This is a genomic window from Bremerella sp. TYQ1, assembly GCF_020150455.1.
GTDB lineage: Bacteria > Planctomycetota > Planctomycetia > Pirellulales > Pirellulaceae > Bremerella > Bremerella volcania_A.
The window spans coordinates 1,147,556-1,166,168 of the sequence record NZ_CP083740.1 but is presented as its reverse complement, the minus strand read 5'-3'; the positions used below and the strand labels follow the sequence as shown (position 1 = coordinate 1,166,168).

At 54.6% G+C, this 18,613-nt stretch carries 15 protein-coding genes; 6 read left to right on the top strand and 9 right to left on the bottom strand.

The window, feature by feature from the left end; translation table 11 throughout:
• Positions 1-188: 188 nt before the first annotated feature.
• Positions 189-1,328 carry a pyruvate kinase gene (locus tag LA756_RS04220; protein WP_224438630.1) on the top strand — a complete coding sequence of 380 codons (1,140 nt, stop codon included), beginning with the start codon at positions 189-191 and terminating at the stop codon, positions 1,326-1,328.
• Here LA756_RS04220 and pstB read toward each other — a convergent pair.
• The 4 genes from pstB to pstS form a co-directional block, all read right to left on the bottom strand.
• A complete protein-coding gene (gene pstB, locus LA756_RS04215) occupies positions 1,325-2,116 on the bottom strand; it encodes a phosphate ABC transporter ATP-binding protein PstB (protein ID WP_224438629.1) in 792 nt (263 codons plus the stop codon). The two genes, LA756_RS04220 and pstB, sit on opposite strands and share 4 nt — an antisense overlap.
• 28 nt (positions 2,117-2,144) lie before the next feature.
• On the bottom strand, positions 2,145-3,065 hold the full coding sequence (pstA, locus tag LA756_RS04210) for a phosphate ABC transporter permease PstA (protein ID WP_224438628.1): 921 nt from the start codon (positions 3,063-3,065) through the stop codon (positions 2,145-2,147).
• Positions 3,065-3,982, bottom strand: a complete 918-nt coding sequence (gene pstC, locus LA756_RS04205; protein WP_224438627.1) for a phosphate ABC transporter permease subunit PstC — start codon at positions 3,980-3,982, stop codon at positions 3,065-3,067. The genes pstA and pstC overlap by 1 nt, the downstream gene beginning before the upstream one ends.
• Before the next feature lie 185 nt (positions 3,983-4,167).
• Positions 4,168-5,304, bottom strand: a complete 1,137-nt coding sequence (gene pstS, locus LA756_RS04200) for a phosphate ABC transporter substrate-binding protein PstS (RefSeq protein WP_224438626.1) — start codon at positions 5,302-5,304, stop codon at positions 4,168-4,170.
• A gap of 447 nt (positions 5,305-5,751) precedes the next feature.
• Here pstS and LA756_RS04195 point away from each other — a divergent pair, with 447 nt between their 5' ends.
• Genes LA756_RS04195 through LA756_RS04185 form a run of 3 tightly spaced genes read left to right on the top strand, consistent with a single transcriptional unit; the run spans position 5,752 to position 7,845 of the window.
• Positions 5,752-6,843: an NAD(P)-dependent oxidoreductase gene (locus LA756_RS04195; protein WP_224438625.1), complete on the top strand. Its 1,092-nt coding sequence runs from the start codon at positions 5,752-5,754 to the stop codon at positions 6,841-6,843.
• 4 nt (positions 6,844-6,847) lie between these two features.
• Positions 6,848-7,501 (top strand): vitamin K epoxide reductase family protein, encoded by a 654-nt coding sequence (locus tag LA756_RS04190; RefSeq protein ID WP_224438624.1) that lies wholly within the window; start codon positions 6,848-6,850, stop codon positions 7,499-7,501.
• Positions 7,502-7,503: 2 nt separating this feature from the next.
• Positions 7,504-7,845, top strand: coding sequence for a hypothetical protein (locus LA756_RS04185; protein ID WP_224438623.1), 342 nt, complete (start codon positions 7,504-7,506; stop codon positions 7,843-7,845).
• Between the two features lie 146 nt (positions 7,846-7,991).
• Here LA756_RS04185 and LA756_RS04180 read toward each other — a convergent pair whose 3' ends face one another.
• Complete coding sequence (locus LA756_RS04180; RefSeq protein WP_224438622.1) at positions 7,992-8,201, bottom strand: hypothetical protein; 210 nt, start codon at positions 8,199-8,201, stop codon at positions 7,992-7,994.
• A gap of 198 nt (positions 8,202-8,399) precedes the next feature.
• Between LA756_RS04180 and LA756_RS04175 the strand changes: the two genes are divergently transcribed.
• Positions 8,400-8,912 carry a GlsB/YeaQ/YmgE family stress response membrane protein gene (locus tag LA756_RS04175; RefSeq protein ID WP_224438621.1) on the top strand — a complete coding sequence of 171 codons (513 nt, stop codon included), beginning with the start codon at positions 8,400-8,402 and terminating at the stop codon, positions 8,910-8,912.
• Positions 8,913-9,011: 99 nt separating this feature from the next.
• Here LA756_RS04175 and odhB read toward each other — a convergent pair whose 3' ends face one another.
• A complete protein-coding gene (gene odhB / locus LA756_RS04170) occupies positions 9,012-10,232 on the bottom strand; it encodes a 2-oxoglutarate dehydrogenase complex dihydrolipoyllysine-residue succinyltransferase (RefSeq protein ID WP_224438620.1) in 1,221 nt (406 codons plus the stop codon).
• Positions 10,233-10,250: 18 nt separating this feature from the next.
• On the bottom strand, positions 10,251-13,130 hold the full coding sequence (locus LA756_RS04165) for a 2-oxoglutarate dehydrogenase E1 component (RefSeq protein WP_224438619.1): 2,880 nt from the start codon (positions 13,128-13,130) through the stop codon (positions 10,251-10,253).
• A gap of 826 nt (positions 13,131-13,956) precedes the next feature.
• Between LA756_RS04165 and LA756_RS04160 the strand changes: the two genes are divergently transcribed.
• The gene (locus tag LA756_RS04160; protein ID WP_224438618.1) at positions 13,957-15,000 is read left to right on the top strand and encodes a LacI family DNA-binding transcriptional regulator; all 1,044 of its coding nucleotides are present in this window, start codon (positions 13,957-13,959) and stop codon (positions 14,998-15,000) included.
• Positions 15,001-15,052: 52 nt separating this feature from the next.
• Here LA756_RS04160 and LA756_RS04155 read toward each other — a convergent pair whose 3' ends face one another.
• Entirely contained in the window at positions 15,053-15,475 is a 423-nt protein-coding gene (locus LA756_RS04155) for a GNAT family N-acetyltransferase (protein WP_224438617.1), read from the bottom strand.
• Between the two features lie 50 nt (positions 15,476-15,525).
• Positions 15,526-18,591, bottom strand: coding sequence for an efflux RND transporter permease subunit (locus LA756_RS04150; protein ID WP_315858370.1), 3,066 nt, complete (start codon positions 18,589-18,591; stop codon positions 15,526-15,528).
• Between the last annotated feature and the right edge of the window lie 22 nt (positions 18,592-18,613).

Genomic DNA, 18,613 nt, shown 5'->3' with positions numbered 1-18,613 from the left:
CATTAGTATGCTGAAAGATAGGCCCATGGGCATTCAAGCTGACTGGACATCTACGGAATTGCCCGTATTCTTCCAATCACAACACCAATATCATGAAGCCGTCCAATGGGTTAGGATAAAATGTTTCTCACGGAGGGTATTTCGCTTTGGTAGAACCGTTTTCGTTTACAAAGTCTACAGCGTCCGCCATGCTCAAGCGTACTAAGGTTGTCGCAACGATCGGCCCTAGCGCGACACGCGCCGGTGAACTGGCTCAATTGGTCCGCGCCGGTGCCGATGCCTTCGTAGTTTTGCTGGAAGACGACAAGCTTGCCGACATGCACGAGCGGCACGAAACGGTTCGTGAAGTGGAAGGAATGGTACAGCAGCCGATTCCCCTGATCGCGTACACTCCGTTCCAGGAAGACGCCGATGGGCTCGACGCGCTGGTTTCTCCCAAGTGCCTCGAATGGATTTTGAGTCACGAAGTCGACTACGTCGCCATTTCTACTCCAGAAGGTTCGCGTAGCATTTCGCTGGTCCGCGAAGCCCTTGAGAAAGGGAACAGTCAAGCCACGATCTTAGCTCGGCTTGACGACGAAGCGAACTACCGGGATATCGACAGCATAATTCAAGCCGCCGACGGTGTTGTCGTGACCACCCAAGGATTCTCGAAGCTCGAGACCTGGTCGATTCCGGTCATGCAGAAGATGGTCGCTCGGCAATGTCAGATTGGCGCAAAGCCTTGCCTGGTGGATCGCGATATTCTCCATACGATGCTGCACGAGAAAGATCCAACCGACAGCGAAGTGTTCGACATCGCGAACATCGTGTTCGATCATGCCGATGCCATTTTGCTGGGCGAGGAAACCTCGGTTGGCGAGTTTCCGACGCAAGCGGTCGAGGTCGTTTCCAAAACGGTTATTGCGACCGAAAGCTTGATGGAGATCACCGATCGCCCAATCAAAGTCGGCTTCGGCCAGCCCCCGAATACGGCGGCACTCGCTTATTCAATCCGGCACATTTTAAAGATGCAAGAGATTGCCGCGGTTGCCGTTTATTCTCATTCGGCAATGACGGCCAGACTTATTGCGAAGAACTGGATCGACTGTCCGGTGCTGGGGCTTTCCGATATCCCGTCTACCGTACGGCAAATGGGGATTTACCATGGGGTCGTTTCGCGCCAGATGCGTGCCCCTGGAAGTACGGCCGAGATGCTTACCACGGCAACGTCGATTGCGAAACAGCTTGATCTCGTCGCCCCGGGCGATCGAATGATCGTGGTATCCGAATTGCCGCTCCATTCGACCGACAATGCGAACGCGTTTGTGATTGAAACGATTCGTTAGCTGAATTCACCGCGGATGTACTGCCGCGTGTATTCTTGCTGAGGGTCTTCAAAGAGACGCTTCGTTTCTTCGTGCTCGACAAGATAGCCGGTGCGGCCGCCTTGGGTGGTGTCGACGTACAGAAATGCCGTTTGATCCGCCACGCGTTGGGCTTGCTGCATATTGTGCGTGACGATGGCGATCGTGTACTTCTTCTTGAGCTCTTTCATCAGCTCTTCGATCTTACGCGTTGCGATCGGATCAAGGGCCGAGCATGGCTCGTCCATCAACAGCACTTCAGGCTCGACGGCAATCGCACGAGCGATACAAAGCCGCTGCTGCTGGCCGCCGGAAAGCGAAAGACCGCTTTGCTTGAGCTTGTCCTTCACTTCGTCCCACAACGCCGCACCACGAAGGGCCCGTTCGACCACTTCGTCGTAATTGCCGCGATAGCCATTGATTCGCAGCCCGTAGGTAATGTTCTTATAGATGCTCATCGCGAACGGGTTCGGCTGCTGGAACACCATTCCGATATGGCGGCGAACGGCGACAGGATCGATCGTCGGGCTGTAAATGTCTTGGCCGCGAAAGTGAACGTGACCCTCGAAGCGGAAGCCACGGATCAGGTCGTTCATGCGGTTCAGGCATCGCAGCACGGTGCTTTTGCCGCACCCAGATGGGCCAATGAACGCAGTGATCTGACCATGTTTGATGGGGATACGAGTATCACGTACGGCTTTGAAATTGCCGTAGTAAAGCTCTTTGACGTCGCAATCGATGACGGTTTCGTTGGCTTGATCTGCGATCATTCGTTGTTTCGAATCCTAATTTGACGACTTAACGTCGCGGACCGCTGTTCTGGGAGAGGCTCTTGCCGATCAGGTTGGTCACCAACACCACTAGTACCAAGACTAGCGACGCCGACCAGGCCATCTCCTTTTGATTATCGACAAATGACGAGGAGAAGTTGTAAATCAGGACAGCCATCGAAGCGGTCGGTTGATTTAACTCCACGTCCCATTTGGCCATCAGCCAATAGTTGCTAAACAGTGCGGTAAACAAGAGGGGAGCCGTTTCCCCCGCAGCCCGTGCAACTGCCAGCATAACCCCAGTAATGATGCCCGGCAATGCAGTTGGCAATGTGACATACCACATCGTTTGAGTTTGCGTGGCGCCCATACCGATTGAAGCTTCTTTCATGCGAGAAGGGACCATGCGGATTGCCTCTTCCGAGGTAAGCATGACGACCGGCAGCATCAAAATCGACAACGCTACGCCCCCCGCATAGGCTGAGAATCCCCCGGTGACCAGAACAACGGCCCCGTAGGCGAACACACCAGCCAGAATGGAGGGAAATCCGCTTAAAACCTTCGCGCAAAACCGTACGATACTTGCCGATTTGCTGTTCCTGCCTAATTCGGCCAAAAATATCGACGCCATGATGCCAAATGGCACGCTGATCAGGGCTGCAAGAGCCACCATAATCAGCGTTCCAACTAACGCATTGCCAAATCCGCCCCCTTCTTCAAAGGCGGTCGGTGGCAGTTCGTAGAAGTTAGAGAGCGTCAGCTTCGAAGCACCTCGGTAAAACAGCATAAAGACGACCGAAAACAGCGGCACGAGGGCCATAAACGTCATCGTCGCTGTGATGAAGCTGAGAAACATGCTCAGCAGCGTCCGAGGCTTTCGCAACGAACGTTCGAGCCGGCTAATATCAATGTCGGTCGTGGGAGCTGGTTTGGAGTTAGGAGATGCCATTATCGCATTCCTTTCAGGCCAGCCGTTGCCCGTTGCAGGATCAAGGATCCGATGATGTTCACCACCAGGGTAATGGCCATCAGCACAAGTCCGGCGTACATCAGCACGCCCACTTTCATTTCGTCGCTGCCTGCTTCCGAGAAGTTGTTGGCCAGCAACGCTGCCAATGTATTTGCGGGGGAAAACAGGGAGAAGCTGATTGTATTCATATTGCCGACAAGCATTGCCAAGGCCATCGTTTCGCCCAAAGCACGGCCAAACGCCAGTACGATTCCACCAAAGATACCACCAGAGGCAGTTGGCAGAACGACCGACATGATTGTCTCCCAGCGTGTCGCTCCAAGTCCGTAAGATGCTTCACGTAGCTTCGGTGGGACCGCCACAAGGGCGTCGCGGCTGATCGCGGAGATGGTCGGCAAAATCATGATGGCCAGGACAAACGAAGCTGGCAGCATGCCGGGCCCTTGGAATCGGGTACCAAACAGCGGAAACCAACCCATGTTGTCGTGCAGCCAGACGCACGAATCTCGCATTAAGGGAATGACCACGAAGATTCCCCACAAGCCATAGACCACACTAGGAATGGCCGCGAGCAATTCGACGAGGTTTTTTAGCGTTGCTTCGGTCCAATTGGGGAGCTTGCCCCAAAAGCGGTGGAACTGAACGCCGAACAGTTTCAGGATCTGGAAAACGAAATTCCCGAGATATCCTTCGCTCAAAAACACAGCCACGGCAACGCCAAAGAGCGAGCCGATCAACAAGGCCAGCAGCGAGCTGTAGAGTGTTCCCCAGATCTCCGGAAGAATGCCATACTCTTCCTTGTTGGGGTCCCAAGTCTTACCGGTAAGAAAGCTGGCCCCGTACTCTTGGATCGCTGGGCTCGCCTTCCAAGTGATCTGGATCACAATGTAGGCCATGACGACGATCGTCAGCCACGAGAAGGCCAGGCACAAGAATCGAAATGCCTGGTCGGTCCCACGTTCCGCTGGAGTCGGTGGCCTTGAGATTGGCGACCTGGTTGGTTGATCCATAGGTGTCGCAACGCCAGTTCTTAAAAAAGGACCGGGCTTGGTGAGCAACTCACCAAGCCCGGGGCAATTTCTTACTTCGCGGAGATGTTATCCAACGCCGCGGTCACTTTCGTGGTTACTTCTTCCGGCAGCGGAATGTAACCGAGGTCTTCGCTCGACTTCTGCCCTTCGGTCAGGCAGTACTTAATGACTTCCTTGAAGACTTCCATCTTCTTTTCGTCATCGTACGTCTTGTAAGCGATGATCCACGTATACGTGACGATCGGCCACGAGTCTTCCCCTTCAGGGTCAGGCAGGAAGGCGATCAGCGTTTCTGGGAAATCGACGCCAGCCAAAGCGGCTTGAGCCGATTTAATCGAAGGCTTGACGTATTTGTTGGCTTTGTTTTCGAGGCTTGCCATCGAAAGCTTCGCTTTATCGGCGTAGCCGTACTCGACGTAACCAAGCGAGCCTGGCGTTTGCTTCAGCGAAGTGGTGACGCCTTCGTTGCCCTTCGACTTGGTACCAACTGGCCAGTTAGGAGCTTTGTTGACGCCAACGTCGTTTTTGAACGTTTCGTTGATCTCGGCCAGGTGCTTGGTGAAGTTGTAGGTCGTACCGCTGGAATCGGAGCGAACGATCACGTTGATCTCTTGATCGGGAAGGTCAACGCCTTCGTTGGTGGCGGCGATCTTGGGATCGTTCCACTTGGTGATTTCACCCAGGAAGATGGCGGTGTAAGCTTCGCGGGAGAGCTTCAGCTCGTCGACGCCGTCCAAGTTGTAAGCCAACACAATGGCACCGGCAGTCATCGGCAGCAGCTGAACGCCACGTTCGACTTTGGCCATCTCGTCTTCTTTCATTGCCGCATCGCTGGCACCGAAGTCGACGGTACCGTCGATCACAGCACTCACGCCGGAACCGCTACCGACCGATTGATAGTCGATTTGAACGTCGTCGTGTTCGTTCGAGTAGGTCTTGAACCAAGACATGTAAAGCGGAGCAGGAAAACTGGCCCCGGCACCTTGCAGCTTGATCATTTCGCCAGAGTCGCCGCCACCATCGCCAGATGGTGTGCCACCAGTGTTTCCGCCGGTACAGCCAACCGTGGCAACCATCATGGCAGCCAGGGCGAGACAGGAGCCCAAGTTTGACAGAGTGTTTTGCATGACTTGTCGAATCCCCACTAATGGTTCCAAGTTGTCTTTCAAGATCGATTCAAAATCCATTACCAAAACCACGGAGTCGGCCCCTGAACGAGGGGATTGTGAAGATCTGGTAAGGGTGAGGCGGTCTCGTTTTACGTTGGCCCTCTTATTGGAGCGTTGGGAAAGCCAACTTCTGCGGACGTTTTGCCCCTCAGCCACAAAATCTAAGGGGTACTATCATGTGTCACAACCCGCCGCATGTCATCCGCGCAGAATCTTAACATTCGTCTTAACAATCTGAGCGATCCAGTTTACTTGCTCTACCACAAGAGCGGGCAACTTCTCGAATTTTGCGGGCTCCCGGAATCGTAAAAGGAGACCCGCAATGTGAAGAAGAATCTTGTTTTATCACCTGCGGAGACCTCTCGCGAAGGTGGCTTGACACGATCGCGTTGCGCTTCTCTGGCATTGAACTTGCACTTTTGGTGGTGAGAAAAGGCGAAAACTAACCGAAAGGAGACAATATCCATGGATTCACCGCAGATTCAACGACCTGTCGTTCTCGTCACCGGTAGTGGTGGCTTGATCGGATCTCGCTTAGTTCCGGCGTTACGAAAACGCTATACCGTCGTTGGGATGGACCTTCATCCGCCGGAAGAGAAAGAGGCAGACGCCGATCATTGGATTCAAGCCGATCTGACCGACGATGAAAGTGTCGCCGAGGCAATCGCCGAACTGCAGGCCAACCATGGTAGCCATCTCGCCAGTGTGGTTCATCTCGCCGCATATTACGACTTTTCCGGCAAAGAGAGTCCTCTGTACGAAGAATTGACCGTCGAAGGAACACGCCGGTTGATGCAGCATCTACAGCCGTTGGAAGTCGAGCAGTTCCAGTTCACCAGCAGTTTGCTGGTCATGAAGTCTGCCAAAGTTGGCGACAAGCTCACCGAGAAGTCACCAACCCAGGCCGAATGGGCCTATCCCGAATCAAAGCTCAAGACGGAAAAAGTGCTCCAGCAGGAACATGGCGACATCCCAACGCTCATTTTGCGAATTGCTGGGGTTTATGACGCGCATGGGCATTCGCTCCCAATCACCCACCAGGTGCAGCGTATTTACGAAAAGCAGCTTGAGAGCTATTTCTTCCCAGGTGACGAGAAGTGCGGCCAATCGTTCGTCCATCTCGACGATCTCGCTAATTGCATGGTCGCCGCGGTTGATCGCCGCAATCAGCTTCCCGACTTCAAAACTCTATTGATTGGGGAAGAAGACGTCATGAGCTACGGCGAACTCCAAGATCTAATCGGTCAGGAGCTGCACGGAAGAGAATGGCCGACCATCCGCATTCCAGCCGGAATCGCCAAAGCGGGCGCATGGTTCAAGCAGCAAATGGCTTCCTCTCCAGAGGAAGAGCCTTTCATCAAGCCCTGGATGGTCGATCTTGCCGACCAAAACTATCCGATCGATCCAACCGAAGCAAAACAATGTCTCGGATGGAAGCCCACCCATACGTTACGAGGAACGCTTCCTACGATGTTGGCAAACCTAAAGGCAAATCCTTCGGCGTTCTACAAGATGAATAAGCTGGGACCGCTGGAAATGAGTGAGGCAAAGGGGTAGTTGAATGCATACCGCTTCCCAAGATGCGAAACCGCTCCCAACCGACGAGCATCATCCCGTTTCGCCCTGGTCGTACAACCCATCGGCTTGGTCGCAACGGGTTCCAGTTTGCGTGCTGGCATTTTTCGCCACGCTGATTGCGTCGCACCTGGCCGCTTTTCAGTGGGGATTGATAGGATACGTCTGGGACCCGTTCTTTGGCGAGCAAAGCGCTAACGTCATCGGATCTGACATTGCTAAGAAGATGGATCGCTGGGTAGGCGTTCCCGACGCTGCACTCGGCGCGATCGCTTATCTAGGCGACGCCATCTTTGGTTTGGCAGGTTCGACACGGCGTTGGTACGAGCGGCCATGGATCGTGATCCTCTTTGGCATCGACGTCATTCCACTCGGAATCGTCAGCGTCATTCTTGTATTGCTTCAGACGTTTGTCCTTGGGCAATGGTGTTTCCTTTGCTTAGTCACCGCCGGGATCTCGTTAACGCTGGTCTATTTGGCATACGACGAAGTTTACTCTTCCCTGCTCTTTCTGTGGAAAGTGTGGAAGGCGGAACACCACGTTGGTTCATTGTGGAAGGCGCTGTGCGGATATCCTACGCCATCGTCACAACGTGTCATCGCAGAAATGACATCGGTTGAGTCGCGAGAAGGAAGTTGATCATGTGGCCAAGAGTAGTTGAATTTATGTTGGGTTGCTGGCTTCTATGCAGCCCATTTTTATTTCGCGGCGAACATAGAGATGGCGTTTCCTCATTGATCGACTTTGGTCTCGGCAGCATGATTATCTTGTTCGCGGCGCTGTCGTTCTGGGAGAAGACGCGTTACATCCATGTCGGCACACTGATTCTATCGGTGCTTATGTTCGCAGTCCCGCGGTTAACGCTTTCGCCAGAAATTCCCCCAGCAGGCCAGAACTTTATGATGATCGGTTTGCTGCTGGCCATGTTCGCCATGATTCCCAATGAGGCGTTCTCGGCACCTCGAGCCTGGCGAAATATTTAGTGGCACGTGCTCGTCGCAAAAGCGAATTGGATTCTAACGGTGATGGAGCGGCAACCACTCAGCGGTCGTCGTTATTCTTTATCTTTGACCGCGCATAAAAATAGGCCGTCCAATAACTGGACGGCCTAGGGTCGTTGATAGCTTATTTAGCCTGCCGACACCGCTTTCAGAAACGTCGTCATGTCGATCGTGTTAAGTAGCAAGCCGATCTGCTTCATTTCGGCGACTTGCTTACGGCGAGCCCGTTCTTCCTGGCTCCACGACTGACGAACTTCACGACAAGCGGCCGCAACCGAACGAGACTTGGTAGCAGCGGTCGACTTAGTCAGCGGTTCAGGGCATGCGACAGTACTCATATTGTTCAACTCCGTTTTCGCGATGTTGTTGGTTAGTTGGTTGAGAGACTGTTTGCAATCGCCGTACCAAAAACCGTTGCGAAATGGCTCGAGGCCTACAAAAAAGTTGGAAAGGCATGTCCTTTGCGGTCTACTGAACGGTAGGAAAGCGATTTAAACCGCAATAGAACCCGGCTTTTGACACAGGGGGAGAACAATATGTCCAGACACTGTACCGTTGCTATCTACGACGATTTCGAGGCTGCTAAGCAAGCAGTGACAACGCTTGATGAAAGCAAATTTCCATCCGATCAAGTTTCGTTGGTGGCAAATAGCGTCCACGACGATCTTCCGTCGACCACTTCACTGCAATATGGCGACGAGTCGGACAAAGATGCCGCGTTGGGGGCTGGTGTGGGGGGCCTGGTGGGGTTCTTTATGGCGGCGCCGCTGCTCACGATCCCAGGCTTTGGACTCATGCTGATTGCCGGTCCCATTACGGCTGGGCTAACAGGCGCGATTGTGGGAGGTTTCCTGGGATCGATGATCGGTTGGGGCGTGCATGAAGATCATGTTGCAGAATACGAAGAGGAAGTCCGCAAAGGTAGTTTCCTTGTCGTGGCCAACGGCGACCCGTTCGAGACCGATTACGCCAAACAGATACTCGACCAAACGAATGCCCGATCGGTTACGCAGCACGTCCGTGAGAGTGCCGATAGCGTCGAGCCGTAGAGACTCACGTTCATTCACGACGTAAAAAAAGCCAAGTCCCGTGGAATGGTCCAACGGTGACTTGGCTTTTAGCTTGTTAAGCCGGGCTAAATCAAAGGCTTAAGCCTCGATCAGCATTCGCGAAGGTTCTTCGATTGCTTCCTTGATACGTCGCAGGAAGGTCACCGCTTCGCGGCCGTCGACAATACGGTGATCGTAGGTCAACGCCAGGTACATCATCGGGCGAATGACCACTTGGCCGTTCACCGCGACAGGACGTTCTTCGATGGCATGCATCCCGAGGACGCCACTTTGCGGTGGATTGACGATCGGAGTCGAGAGCATCGAGCCGTAGACGCCACCGTTGCTGATGGTGAACGTACCGCCGGAAAGCTCTTCCGGTTTCAGCTGGTTGCTCTTAGCTCGTCCGGCGAACTCTTGGATCGACTGTTCGATCTCGGCGAAACTCATTCGTTCGGCAAACTTCAGAACTGGAACGACGAGACCCTTGCCCGAGCCGACGGCGATTCCGATGTGGAAGTAATTGCGGTAAACGATATTCGTTTCGTCACGAATTTCGGCATTCAATTCCGGATGCGCCTTCAAAGCGTCGATCAACGCCTTGGTGAAGAACGACATGAAACCGAGCTTCACGCCGTAACGCTTTTGGAACGATTCGCCGTGTCGCTTTCGCAGGTCCATGACATACGACATGTCGACCTGGTTGAACGTCGTCAGCAACGCCGCTTTTTGCTGGGCTTCGACCAGCTTGCTCGCGATGCGGCGACGGATGAGGCTCATCGGAATGACCTCTTCCATCTCCGATTCGTTCTGGTTGCCGGAACCAGCGGTCGGACGGCTCGAAATCGACTGCACGTACTTTTCGACGTCTTCGCGACGAATCGTCTTACCGGGAGGGGCAACGTCAGTCGGCGAAAGACCATGCTTGAGAAGTTCGCGACGGCCGGAAGGAGTCGCTTGCACTTCGTCACCGGAAGAAGAACTGGCGCTGCCATCCTTCTTCGCAGCTGCGGCAGCCGGTTCCTTCTTAGGCACTTCGGTCTTTTTCTCTTTCTTTTCTTTCTTGGCTGCAGGCTTGCCGCCACCTTCTTCAAAGAGAGCGATCACTTCGCCAACATTGACGATCTCGCCTTCCTGCTTCAGGATCTTCTGCAATGTGCAGTTGGCCGGAGCAGCGAGGTCCATGGAAGCCTTGTCGGTTTCCAACTCCACAACGTCCTCATCTTCTTGGACGTTGTCCCCCTCGCTCTTCAGCCACTTCAGGATTTGCACTTCCTGAATCGACTCGCCCGATTCGGGCACTTTCAATTCGATGGTCATCTTCCGCAGCTGTCCTTTCTAGGTGTCATTAAAGGCTCGTTCGAGTAGTTGTTGCTGCTCGTACTCGTGAGCCGCTTTGGATCCGGTTGCCGGGCTGGAAGATGTTTCCCGGGCGATGACGGAAAGTGGGAATCGCTCGAACATACGATGCCCATATCGTAATTTCCAGTAAGGCCAAACGCCCATATTGTCGGGTTCTTCCTGGACCCAATACAAGGGGACGCCGTCTTCATATTGATCGAGAACCGCTTGAACGGTGTGGTTCTTCAGCGGGTAAGGCTGTTCAACACGAATAATCGCTACATCATGCCGCTGATGTTCTTCGCGGTAGTGGGCCAGGTCGTAGTAAACCTTGCCGCTGCACATGATCACGCGAGTCGTCTTTTCAGGGTTCTCGCGATTGTCTTTGATGATTCGCTCGAACTTGTTATTGGCCAATTCTTCCAGCGAAGAGACCGCCGCAGGATGACGCAGCAGGCTTTTCGGTGTGAAAAGAATTAACGGCTTCTTCCACGAACGTTTCATTTGGCGACGCAGCACATGGAAGTACTGAGCCGGGGTGGTTGGAATGGCCACTTGAATGTTGTCTTCGGCCGCCAACCAGAGGAAGCGTTCCAAGCGAGCGCTGGAGTGTTCCGGCCCTTGCCCTTCGTAGCCGTGTGGAAGCAACAGTACCAAACCACTCAGGCGGCGCCATTTATCTTCGGCACTAGCCATGAACTGGTCGATGATCACCTGGGCGGCGTTGCTGAAGTCGCCAAACTGAGCTTCCCATGCGACCAACGCATTTGGGTAGTCGAGGCTGTAACCGTAGTCAAAGCCCAGCACGCCAGCTTCGCTAAGCGGACTGTTGACGATCTCAACGGGGGCCTGCTTCGGCGAAAGATTCGAGAAGATGCTGTGCTCGTGACCATCGTTCACGTCATGCAGCACCGCATGCCGCTGATTGAACGTACCACGTTGACAGTCCTGGCCGGACAGACGAATGCGGTGCCCTTCCATCGACAGCGTGGCAAACGCGAGCGCTTCGGCGGATGCCCAATCGAGCATTCGTTCGCCATCCGCCATCTCGCGTCGTTGATCGGCAATTCGCCCCAGCTTACGGTTGCGATGGAAGTCTTCTGGAATAGAAGCCAGCATCCGCAGGATCTCGCCAGAACGTTCGGTCGAAATCCGTGTTTCTGGGCATTCGTCGGCCGGGTCGTGTTCAGGATCTTGCGAAGTCGGTTCCAGACCGCCGTCGAATTCCTCCCACACACCTTCAGGACGACGCAGTGAGCGTTCCTTCATTTCCTGGGCGATATCGTATTCGCTTTTGAGGAACTCCTGGTACTTGTCCGACATCTCGTTGGCTTCTTCGGTCGAAATCCGATTCTGCTCAACCAGACGATCCAAGTAGCTATCGCGGATAGGAGGCTGCTTATCGATCGCTTTGTACATCATCGGCTGAGTGAAGCTTGGTTCGTCCGCTTCGTTATGGCCGAGACGACGGTAGCAGACCAAGTCGATGATGACGTCGCGCTGGAACTTCTCACGGAAGTCCATCGCCATCGAAACCACATCGGCAACCGCTTCCGGGTCGTCGCCATTGACGTGGAAGATCGGGATTTGCAGCATGCGAGCGATGTCGGTGCAGTATCGCGTACTGCGCGACTGGTCGATCGAAGTGGTAAAGCCGATCTGATTGTTCACTATAACGTGTACCGTACCACCAACTTTGTAACCTTCCAGTTGGCTCAGGTTCAACGTTTCTTGCACGACCCCTTCCCCGATGAACGCCGCGTCGCCATGGATCAGCACGGCCATCCCGCGGCGACGGTTGAAGTCGCCGGTTCGGTCTTGCTTGGCACGCAAACGGCCGAGCACCACCGGGTTGATGAACTCCAAGTGGCTCGGATTGAACGAAAGCGAAAGGTGCACTTCGTTGCCCGACGACGTCACTTTGTCGACGCTGTTCCCCAAGTGGTACTTCACGTCGCCACCACCGATGAACTGGTGGAAGTCGACATCATTAAACTGGGCGAACAGTTCGCGTGGCGGCTGACCGATGATATTCGTCAGCACGTTCAAACGACCGCGGTGCGGCATCCCCAGAACGACTTCACGAACGTTGTTTTCCGCGGCACGGTCGACCAACAGATCGAGCATCGGAATCAACATTTCCGAGCCGAACAGCGAGAACGTCTTGGCTCCGACGTACTTTTTACGAACGAATTCTTCGAAGACGGTCGCCTCGGTCAGGCCTTGCAGAATTTGCCTTTGAACCGTGTTAGGCAGTTCTTTGATGTGCGATTGGCGTTCGATTCGGTCGACCAGCCATTGCTGGACGTCCAGTTCGTCGATATGCGTGAACTGGTAGCCAATGTGTTTGCAGTACAGATCGTCCAGACGCTTCACCAGGTCGCGAAGCGTGATCTGTTCGATCTTTTCGCCGCTGGTGTAATAGACGCGTTCTTCCAGATCGCTTTTGCTCAAGCCGAACGCTTCTAGCGAAAGAGGCGTTGGAATCTGCTTGTTCAGCTTCAAAGGGTCGAGCTTGGCGTTGTAGTGCCCGCGCGAGCGATAGCCATGGACCAGCTGATCGGCACGGTACTGCACTTTTTGCAGCTTGACGTTGCCTACGGTCCCGTTGACGGGACCGCCAGCGTCACCACCGCTCGACTCGCGAAAGATACTTCGCGGTTGAAACGTCGGTCCGTGCGAACCAAGTTCGGCCGCCGAAATACCATTCTCGGCGGCTTGCCGGTCGAAGAATTCGCGCCAGTTATCTGGAACACCGTTGCGGTCATCCAGATATTTCTGCAAAAGCTGTTCGACATAGGTGGCGTTGTAACATGCCAGATCGACCTCGTCCGCCGATTTGGCCTTCTCCTGCCGGGGAGCACTTTCTGAGATCATTTTCTTCGCGGTGCCTCTTTACCTATAAGTATGACGCGATTGTTCCAGAGGGCATAGCAGTGACAGGGGATGCAAACCGTGACCGTGCAAAGATTTCCCGCTTTTTTGAAAATCGGGAGGCCGTGAAGCAAACCGGGCCTGTTCCTGCCGGGTTCGGGACACGCGAGAGCATGCTCGGCTCGAGCTGAAAGGTCCTGCCAGAAATTGCCATGGAGGGGATCATCTTGGGGTACCCCGCATCCTTTGCCGGGGAGCCTAACCATAATGTGATGAAAGGTGGGACCTAATTAATCTTCGAGATTGCGAAAACCATCAATTAAGATTTTCGCCGCAATAAAAACGCATTAGCGTACAACGCGCCAACCTAATCGTCTATTTCAAATCTGCCGCCTAAGTCGATTTTGCTCAAAATGACACTCGGGGCGATCATTATGTGTACAACAGTCAGCATTGGCTGGTCGCGCTCGACTCAAAACGATGGGACTGCTGCCCTGGAAACGTGCAAACACCCCAAGCAAGTCTCGAGATGTTCTCGATCAACGACTTAGGTGCAATTCTACGCAGAAGATTACGGAGTCAACTTTTCCGCTCCATCGGCTTAAAGATGCTCGACAAGCTCGCCGGGAACACCGTCGCGGCGTCCAAAGTTCCCCGTCAAACCCTCCGTGCCTTCGTGGCGTGGTAATTCTGGAAGAAGCCACCCTCTTTTTTGTCGTTTTTCCTTGCCAAAGACGCAAGAATTGAATAAAACCACTACATATCGCGGGATAGTCACTCTTCTGTTAGTACACCGCTCATTCGAGCTAGTATAGCAACTGGAATTGCCATGGCAAAGAAGTCTGGTCGAACTGCAGTCCGCATGAAGGATGTCGCCGAAATGGCGGGCGTTTCTCGTATGGCGGCATCGGCGGTTCTGATGGGAACCGGCAACGGAAGGATCCGTGTTTCCGAAGAAACAGCCGAATCGATTCGCAAAGCAGCCAAAGACCTTGGCTATCGTCCTAACATCGCCGCCCAGCAGTTGGCTGGCAAGCGAAGTAATGTCGTTGCACTTGTAGTACGTGAAACGCGGAACTTCCTGACACAAAAAGTTACCGCCGAACTACAGCGCGAAGCGGAAGAGCATGGCTTGCGGCTTCTTTCGGTCGGTTCTTACCCCAGCACCGACGGTTTACAGCGCGTCGTGCAAGATCTCGATGCCGGCTGGGTCGACGGAGTGATGTATCTCGCCCACGAAAACGAAGAGCAATGGGACGAAGTCGCCGAGCTCTTCAAATCGCGCGATAACGTTTTGACCGTCTTAGAGAACGTCGGCCGTGATGGCGTCTGCCGCGTCATTAGCGACGTTCGGACTGGGGCGAAGGAAACAATCGACCACCTTGTCTCGACAGGCAGAAAACGGGTGGCGCTGCTGACCGAACAGCGTGAGTCGCTTTCGATCCTCGATCGAATTGAAGCGTATCGCGAATTTCTGGAAGCCCACGGCATGGAGCTTTCGGAAGAACAGATCGTAGTCGACACCAAAGGCTGGCTGGTCAACGACCCGACCACGTTTCCTCGATTCGACGATATTTGTCGCCGCCTGGTCGACGACGTCGGGGCCGATGCAATCTTGTGCGATACCGACTTTAACGCCGTTGCCGTTTGCCGAGCCCTGCGAAGACTGAACTATCACGTGCCAGACAAAGTGGCCGTCATCGGTTGGCACGATCTGCAATTCTCGTCGCTGCTTGATCCGCCGTTGACGACGGTTGCCCACGATTTGCCGGCACTGCTGAAAGCGGCCGTGAATGTCATTCAGTCCGACGACGCGGAAAAGCCTGGCGAAGTTCTCGTTCCGACGAAGCTCCGAATTCGTCACACTTCCTGAGAACATTTCTTTTCAGGGTTGGACACTTGGTCGTTTGCCATCAGGCGGCGACCTATTCGTAGCCCAAAAGAAAGTAGGGACCTTGTGCGCTGGTTCCCGTTTCAAGTTGTCTCCAGCCTTTGTGACGATAGAACGTCAGGGCCTGATCGTTATAAATGGAACACTTCAGTCTCCACGGCCGAGGTAACCAGGCATCGAGCGAAGCTAAGAGACATGTGCCGACCCCCTGCCCTTGATATTCGGGGTCGACATACAAACTGTGGATGAACGCATCAGGCTCCCACACCGCAATCACGCCAAGGACGGTTCCTGCGGGATTGGTCGCGACAAAGACTTTCTCGCCTTCGCTGATGGCGGCAAAGTCGGCCTGTTGCCAGTCTTCTGTGGAAATCCAAGACGACGTGAGCAGAAAGTTCGCGTACAGCGATTGGAGCGTTTCGGCGTCGGTGTCATTGACAGGACGAACGTGGATCATACCGAACAAGAGATCCGCCAAGAGCTCAGGTTCACCAGCGTCCGAAATTCTTAAGCGTGGGCTTCCCCCCGAGAGAAGCAGCTGGTGATGTCTTCCAATATTAAATAAAGACACGGCACCAACACCAGGATAATTCCGGTGGCAAACAAAATTCCAAAGCCGAGCGATATGGCCATCGGAATGATGTATTGAGCCTGCAGCGAAGTCTCGAAGATCAAAGGAATCAGCCCACCAAAGGTGGTGAGCGTCGTCAGCATGATCGGTCGAAAACGTCGCAGCCCAGCTTGGGAAATGGCCTCGAATGCGCTGCTGGTTCCCCGGCGGCGATTGGCGTAGTCGATCATGATCAGCGAGTCGTTGATGACCACGCCTGACAGCGCGATCACACCCATCAGGCTAACCAGCGAGATGTCGTATCCCAAAATGATGTGACCGATGATCGCCCCAACAATACCAAACGGAATGGCGACCAACACGATCAGCGGCTGTACGTATCCACGGAAGGCGATCGCCAGCAACGCATAGATCACCCCGAGGGCTAAACCGAAATACCCCCACAGCGAAGACGTCGCGCGGCGGAGTTCGGCGTCGCTACCTTCAAAAGACCAGGTAATGCCCGGGTAATCCTCTCGCAGCTGCGGCAACACCTCGGTCTTCATGGCGTTGATAACTTGGGTGATGGCTCGTTTCGGTTCGACATTCATCGCCACGGAAATGACCCGGCGGCCGTCGCGGCGGTTGATCGACGAGAACGCTTTGCTCTCTTGGACGTCCGCCACGTCCAGCAGCGGAACTTCCGCCCCGTTAGGCGTTCGGATGATCAGATCTTCCAGGTGATGGACATCTTCCCGTTGATCTTCCGGCAGCTTGACGCGGACTTCAATTTCGTTGGTCCCCCGCAGCAGTCGCAGCGCAAGCGATCCAAAGAACGCCCCACGCAGTTGATCGCCCAGTTCTTCATCGGTCAGCCCCAACGCCCTGCCCTCAGGCCGCAAGGTGAAGTCGTACTGCGATTTTCCTTTGTTGAAGTTGTCGTTCACGTCGCGCGTGTTGGCGAACGCTTCACAGCGTTCCACGAATGCTTCGGCCGCTTTGCCGAGCACGTCGACGTCGCTATGACTTAGGTCGACACTAATATCTTTGCGATGCCCGCCAGGTCCGCTTTCCGCTTCAAACGTCACCTGGTCGACGCCAGGCAAGTCGCCGATCGAGTCGCGCCACAAACGGATCACGTCGTTGGCGGTCATGTCGCGTTCGTCCGGCGGCTTCATCACAATTTCGACATCAATGAAGTTCTGTCGGCGAACGTTGGTTTTGATCCCTTCGGCAACTTCGTACAGATTATGTTCCTCGAACATCCGTACGCTCGCAGCGGTGACAATCTCGGCCATCTCGGCCGCTTGATCTTGGGTCGTACCTACCGGCAAGCGGACGCCCGCTTCGATCTCGTCGGCCGAAACCTCAGGCATCAAAATCATGCCCATGTGGGCACTCATCGCATAGCCGCCGACAACAAGAAACAGCCCCAGCGCGACGCACGCGGTGATATATCGAAACCGCAGGCAGACATTCAGGATCGGTCCATAGACGATCTCGATCAGCCGATTAAACCCACGCAGAAATGCCTGTTGGCCGCGATGCAGCGTATCACCCAAACTTCCCTTCTTGCGACCAGCCTCACGAGCATGCGCCAAGTGAGCCGGTAGGATGAAGAGTGATTCCAGCAGCGATAACGCGAGAACAATGATCACCACCAACGGCAGCGGTCCCCAGAACATTCCGGTTTCGCCCGGGATAAACAGCAGCGGAACAAACGCAACGATGTTCGTCAAAATGCTGAACACCACCGGACCGGCGACTTCCTGCGTGCCAAGCACGGCTGCCTTCAGGAAGTTGCTTTCTTCCTGCCGCTTTTCATAAACGTTTTCGCCCACGACGACCGCGTCGTCGACCACAATCCCCAGCACCACCAGGAACCCAAACAGCGAAATCATGTTGATGCTGACGTCCGCCAACGGCAACAGCAAAATGCCGCCGATAAACGAAACGGCCATCCCCATCATCACCCAGAACGCCAACCGCACTTCCAGGAACAGGGCTAAAATCACCAGCACAATTACCACCGCCATCGCGGCGTTTTCCATCACCAGGTACAGACGCCGACGGAACTCTTCGGCATTGTTTCGGTCGATCCGCCACTTCACGCCCGGCGGCAACACCGACTCGAATTCTTTCATCGTTTCTTCGACCGCGTTGGCTACGTCAATCGGCGACTGAGCACCGACACGAAAGACATCGACTTCCACCGAAGGCGTTTGGCTGAATTGCGAGTGAAATCCGACCTCTTCAAAACCATCCCGAATCGTGGCGATATCGCCGAGCCTCACGACCGAGCCGCGTCGGCCGGAAACGATTTCGATATCGGCGAATTCCTGCGCCCATTGCTTCCGGGCCTTTACTCGCAGCAAAATCTCGCCGGCACTTGTCGAAACGGCCCCGGCGGCGATGTCCTGGCTCGACACACGAATGCGGTCAGCCACGTCCGAAAGCGTCAGTCCATATTCCCGCAGTCGTTGCCGCGGAATCTCGACATGGGTGACATACTCAGGAACGCGGCTCAGCGCGACTTGCGTGATATTGGGGTGCGAAGTCAACTGATCGCGCAGCTGTTCGGCCAGCTTGCGCAGCGTCCAGACATCGACAGGGCCATACAGACCGACTTGCATCACTTCCCGTTGCCGCGATTGCAGTCGCACCTCCGGCTGTTCGATCTGATCCGGAAACGTACGAATTCGATTCACCGCTTGATCGATGTCTTGATACACCTTCATGCGGTCTTGTCCGCCGACCAGCTCGATCAGTGCGGTCCCTTGCCCTTCACGGGCCTCGCTGGTGATCTCGCGAATCCCTTCCACGCCGCGGACGGCTTCTTCGATCGGCCGCAGAATTCCCTGTTCGACTTCTTCCGGAGCCGCTCCTGGATAGCCGACCGATACCTCGACAATGTCGAGCTGAAATTGCGGAAAGACTTCCTTCTGGATCGTAATCGCCGACCAGATTCCCCCGGCCAGTAAAATGATCATCAGCAAGTTGGCGGCGATCGAATTCTTGGCCATCCAAGCGATCGCCCCTTCCTGC